The following is a 5,050-nucleotide window of genomic DNA, read 5'->3' on the forward strand; positions in this document are numbered from 1 at the left end:
GCCCGGGAACTGGTAGGAGCTCAGCAGCTCGCGCACTTCCATCTCGACGAGCTCGAGCAGCTCCTCGTCGTCGACCAGGTCGACCTTGTTCATGAACACCACCAGGGCCGGCACGCCGACCTGACGGGCCAGAAGGATGTGCTCGCGGGTCTGCGGCATCGGGCCGTCGGCGGCCGACACCACCAGGATCGCGCCGTCCATCTGCGCGGCGCCCGTGATCATGTTCTTCACATAGTCGGCGTGGCCCGGGCAGTCGACGTGGGCGTAGTGACGGTTGGCCGTCTCATATTCCACGTGCGCCGTGTTGATGGTGATGCCGCGCGCCTTCTCTTCCGGCGCCGCGTCGATGTCGGCGTAGTTCATCGCCTTGGCGCCACCGGCCTTGGCCAGCGTCATCGTGATCGCCGCCGTCAGCGTCGTCTTGCCATGATCCACGTGACCGATCGTGCCGATGTTGCAGTGCGGCTTGGTGCGTTCGAACTTTTCCTTGGCCATGGCCAAACTCCTGATGGCCCGAGCCCAGGAAAGGGTTTTGGGGCGCTTTGCTGTCTCAAAAACCTGGAGCGGGTAGACGGAATCGAACCGACATACTCAGCTTGGAAGGCTGCTGCACTACCATTGTGCTATACCCGCGCAGAAACGGTCTCGGACCCGCCTGGGTCGTTGACCGCGATCCTCATCTTCGCCCTGAACCTCGGATCGAAGCGCGTGGTGGGGGAAGCAGGACTCGAACCTGCGAAGCTTACGCAGGGGATTTACAGTCCCCCCCCTTTGCCGCTCGGGACATTCCCCCGCACGCACTGGTCGACCCGAATGAACGCCCGAGACCGGCCTTTCGACCCGCCTCGAAACAAAAGACTTCGGGGTCGAGACGCGCCTGCGATACAGGGAGCCGGACCCGAAAGCCTCAGGGGGCTTCAAATCGGAGGGCGTCTTATAGTGTCGAGAATTCCAGAACGCAACGACCGCAAATCGGGCGGGAAAATGACCGGGACCGGGGGCTTTCGGGGGCGTTCCGGGCCCGGCGGCAAGGGCCCGAAAGGTCTCTCTGACAAGGGCGGATGGGCTCCAAGGGCGACCGAGCCGAACCCAACGGCACCGCCTCGCCAGAGCCGGGGAAAGATCGACGCCGACCAGCTGATCTGGGGCCGCCACCCGGTTCTCGCGGCGCTCGGCAATCCAGCGAGGAAGGGCATGGGCCGCCTGTTGGCCACTGCCGATCGAGCCGCCGAGCTGGAACGCGACGCGCTGGCGCCGGGCCGGGTGGTCGAGGTGGTCGATCCCCAAGCGCTGGAACGCATGCTTCCACAGGGTGCCGTTCACCAAGGGGTGGTATTCAAGGTTCAGCCGCTGGAAGGCGTGTCGTTGGAGGACATCGCGGACCCGGCCGAGGGCGTCATCGTCATGCTGGACCAGCTGACCGATCCCCAGAACGTCGGTGCCATTTTTCGCTCGGCCTTGGCCTTCGGAGCGCGTGGTATCGTGGTGCAGGATCGACATTCGCCGGTGCTGGCGGGCGCACTGGCCAAGGCGGCGGCCGGGGCGACCGAGCGTCTGCCGTGCGCGCGGGTCACCAACCTGTCGCGGGCCCTGGAGCGATTGGCCGATCTGGGCTGGCGGGCCGTGGGCCTGGACGGAGCCTCCGACGAGAGGCTTGAAGCTGCGTTGGACGCTCGCCCGACAGTCCTGGTCATGGGGTCGGAGGGCGACGGCATCCGGCGGCTGGTGGCCGAGCATTGCGACGTTCTGGTCAGGATCCCGATGCCAGGTGGTTTTGAGAGCTTGAACGTATCGAACGCCGCGGCCATCGCCCTTTACGAGGCCAGCCGAAAGCAGCGACCCGCTTGAAACCCCTGTCCCTCAAAAGGGCGACAGCAGGCGTCCAGACGGCCTAGGCGTCAGCCCCGCCGAAGCGTTCGCTCCATTCTGCGACCTGAGCATCCTCGATCTTGCGGAACAGGACCTCGGGCGCGGAGACGGTCCGGCCAACCGGCATGCGATCCAGCAGTGGCGCGTTAGCAGAGGGCCAGCTCAGGTCGGTTTCACCCACTGTGGTGGCGATCCGCTCGGCCGTGAACGGCATGACGGGGGCGGCAATACGGGCAAACAGGGCGACCAAGTTAAGGCCCGTGCGTACTCCGACCGCCGATCGTTCGATGTCCGTCTTGAAGGCTGTCCAAGGCGCGGCCTCCTGAAGATACTCGTTTCCGAGCACCCAGATGGCGCGGATCGCCTGACAGGCTTTTCGGAATTCCATCGCCTCGAAGGCCTCCGTCGCTTCGGCGATGCCGGCGCGGACGTCGGCCTTCAGCTTGCCTTCCAGCGGTCCGGGCTCGCCGCCGTCGGGCACCACACCGTCGAACTTGCTCTCGGCGAACTTGACGATGCGGTTGACGAAGTTGCCCAGCACGTCAGCGAGGTCCTTGTTCGTCGTCGCCTGGAACTGCTCCCAGGTGAAGGCCGCATCCGAGCCTTCAGGGCCGTAGGCCGTCAGGTGCCAGCGCCAGTAATCCGCGGGCAGCAGTTCTAGCGCCTGGTCCATGAAGACGCCTCGCTTCTGTGACGTCGAGAACTTGCCCCCGTACCAGTTCAGCCAGTTGAAGGCCTTGAGCGTATCGACCGTCTTCCACGGCTCGCCCGAGCCCAGGATGGTCGCTGGGAAGCTGACAGTGTGGAAGGCGACGTTGTCCTTGCCCATGAACTGGACGTAGCGGACGTCGTCGGCGCCCTCGTCCAGACGCCACCAGTCGCGCCAGGTCCGGCCGCTGGCCTCGGCCCATTCCTCGGTTGCGCCGATGTATTCGATGGGGGCGTCGAACCAGACGTAGAAGACCTTGCCCTCCATGCCCGGACGCGGGCCGCCGTCGGGACCCACCACCGGCACGCCCCAGGACAGGTCGCGCGTGATGCCCCGATCGATGAGGCCCTCGTCCAGATGCTTGAGCGCGATGGAGCGGGCCAGGGTCTGCCAGTCGGACCTGGACTCGATCCAGGCCCGGATGCGGTCCTCCAGCCTGGTCTGGAGCAGGTAGAGGTGGCGCGTGTCGCGCACCTCCAGCTTCGTCGAACCCGACACGGCCGAATAGGGCTCGATCAGGTCCGTGGGGTCGAGCAGCCGCCCGCAGTTGTCGCACTGGTCGCCGCGCGCCGGGCGATAGCCGCAGTGCGGGCAGGTCCCCTCAACGTAGCGGTCGGGCAGGAAGCGGGCGTCGTCGATGGAGTAGATCATCCGATCCACCCGCTCCTCGATGAAGCCGTTCGCCTCCAGCACATGGGCGAAGTGCTGGGTCAGGCGGCGGTTGGGCGCATTCGAGGAGCGACCGAACCAGTCATAGCTCAGACCGAACGCCTCGCCCGCCCGCTTCTGGATCTCGTGCTGCTCGTCGCAATAGGTCCGCACGTCCTGGCCGGCAGCGGCGGCGGCGAGTTCGGCCGGAGTGCCATGCTCGTCGGTGGCGCAGATGTAGAGCACCTCATGGCCCTGCCCTCGTTTGAAGCGGGCATAGACGTCGGCCGGCAACATGGAGCCCGCCAGATTGCCCAGGTGCTTGATGCCGTTGATGTAGGGCAGCGCCGAGGTGATCAGGATGCGGGACATGGGGCTCCGGGGGGTTCAGGGGAGCGCGAGGATATAGGCGGGCCGACAGGTTCCGTCATCCCGTGACATTGGACGATCGCACCGGACGGGGTTTAGCCTGTTGCAGCTTGTAGGGAGTCCGAACCATGCTCGTCGCCTTGATGTCCGCCGCCTCCGTGTTCGCTGCGCCTGTCCAGCAGGCCGCACCCGATTGCACGGAATTCGCCAACGACCGCGTCGTGATCGCGGCGGTCCCGAATGAGGCCCGTCAGGGCACGATCATCCAATTGTCGGTATACTCACCTCAAGGACCCGCTGGCCCCAAGATACTTCCGCTCACCTGTCTCACCCACTGGCAGATCATGCCTGAAGGGGCTGCACGACTGACGGCGGAAGGCGGGGTGGCCATTGCCGATGATGCGCCCGCCGGGGAGCCGTTGGTGGTCATGGCGACGGCTCCTGGCGGGCCTGCGCGCCTGTCGACCCCGATTGTCGGCCGAGACGAGATCGTGCTCACGGGGCGCTGGAGGCAGGTAGAGGTAACCTGCTCGCACGGGGCCGTCCCCCAGGAACCGGTGGGAGAGCTGGAGTTCTACCCATCGGGGAACTTTGCGGTCACCTTCCGGCCGTTCGAGGCGCGCCGCGACTATTGGGGTACGTCGATCTTCGATGCGGCCGCTCGTCGATTGAGTATGACGATAGAGGACGGCAATGACGTGCCGGACAACCCTTTGCTGACTGGATCGGCCGTGCGCGACGACAGCCGGCTGACGCTGGACGGCTTTTATTTCGGTGACCTGGGCCGCTCTCTGGCCCCGACGCCTTGTCGCTACGTCTTCGAAAAGACGTGATCCAGGCGTCGCGCTACCCGCACGAACCGTCCGGTCAGCAGGGTCGATGACACCAGGCTGGCGATGATCACCGCCCAGACCAGGCCGTCGACGCCGAACGCCTGCGACAACCACCAGCCCAGCGGCATCATGATCGCCCCATAGGCGGTGAAGTGCATGATCGTTGGCCACCAGACGTCGCCGGCCGCGCGGTTGGCCTGGGCGGCGACGACTTGAATGCCGTCGGCGACGAAGAACAGGGTGGCCAGAACCAGCGCCGGAATGGCGATGACGGCCAGAGCGGGGTCGCGATTGTAGGCCCCAATCAGCAGGGGAGCGCTGGGCCATACAACCAGGGCGACGATCAGCGTCAGGGCCGTGACGACGCCGACGCCGACGAGGCCATTCCGGAGCACGCCACGCGGATCGCGGGCTCCGTAGGCGCGGCCGACCAGCACCGCTGTCGCCGAGGACAGCCCCATGGGGATCATGAAGACGATGGCCGAGATGTTGAGCACGATGGCCCAGGCCGCGGTCTCGGCCGTTCCTAGTTGGGCGGCATAGAGGGTCATCAGGGCGAAGGCACCGACCTCGATGAAGTAGGACGAGCCGGAGCCGAGGCCGATGGTCACCTGCTGGCGGG

The 5,050-nt window shown here is 66.0% G+C and carries 5 protein-coding genes and 2 tRNA genes; 2 read left to right on the top strand and 5 right to left on the bottom strand.

Features of this window, described 5'->3' with window-relative positions; all coding sequences use genetic code 11:
• The 3 genes from IP78_RS13280 to IP78_RS13290 form a co-directional block, all read right to left on the bottom strand.
• The coding region (locus IP78_RS13280) for a GTP-binding protein (protein ID WP_156320360.1) at positions 1 to 495 on the bottom strand (495 nt) is incomplete at its 3' end.
• 64 nt (positions 496 to 559) lie between these two features.
• Positions 560 to 633 (bottom strand) — tRNA-Gly (locus IP78_RS13285).
• 76 nt (positions 634 to 709) lie between these two features.
• A tRNA-Tyr gene (locus IP78_RS13290) sits at positions 710 to 793 on the bottom strand.
• Between the two features lie 146 nt (positions 794 to 939).
• On the opposite strand from IP78_RS13290, the gene rlmB reads away from it, so the two are divergent.
• Positions 940 to 1,848, top strand: coding sequence for a 23S rRNA (guanosine(2251)-2'-O)-methyltransferase RlmB (rlmB, locus tag IP78_RS13295; RefSeq protein WP_156320412.1), 909 nt, complete (start codon positions 940 to 942; stop codon positions 1,846 to 1,848).
• Positions 1,849 to 1,891: 43 nt separating this feature from the next.
• On the opposite strand, the gene metG is transcribed toward rlmB, so the two are convergent.
• Positions 1,892 to 3,598, bottom strand: coding sequence for a methionine--tRNA ligase (metG, locus tag IP78_RS13300; protein WP_054112153.1), 1,707 nt, complete (start codon positions 3,596 to 3,598; stop codon positions 1,892 to 1,894).
• Positions 3,599 to 3,723: 125 nt separating this feature from the next.
• On the opposite strand from metG, the gene IP78_RS13305 reads away from it, so the two are divergent.
• A complete protein-coding gene (locus IP78_RS13305) occupies positions 3,724 to 4,428 on the top strand; it encodes a hypothetical protein (RefSeq protein WP_054112154.1) in 705 nt (234 codons plus the stop codon).
• Here the strand turns inward: IP78_RS13305 and IP78_RS13310 are convergent.
• Positions 4,407 to 5,050 (bottom strand): MATE family efflux transporter (locus IP78_RS13310; RefSeq protein WP_255350754.1); only part of this gene is annotated, 644 nt, incomplete at its 5' end. The two genes, IP78_RS13305 and IP78_RS13310, sit on opposite strands and share 22 nt — an antisense overlap.

Origin of the sequence: Brevundimonas sp. AAP58 (assembly GCF_001295975.1) — a bacterium.
Classification (GTDB): domain Bacteria; phylum Pseudomonadota; class Alphaproteobacteria; order Caulobacterales; family Caulobacteraceae; genus Brevundimonas.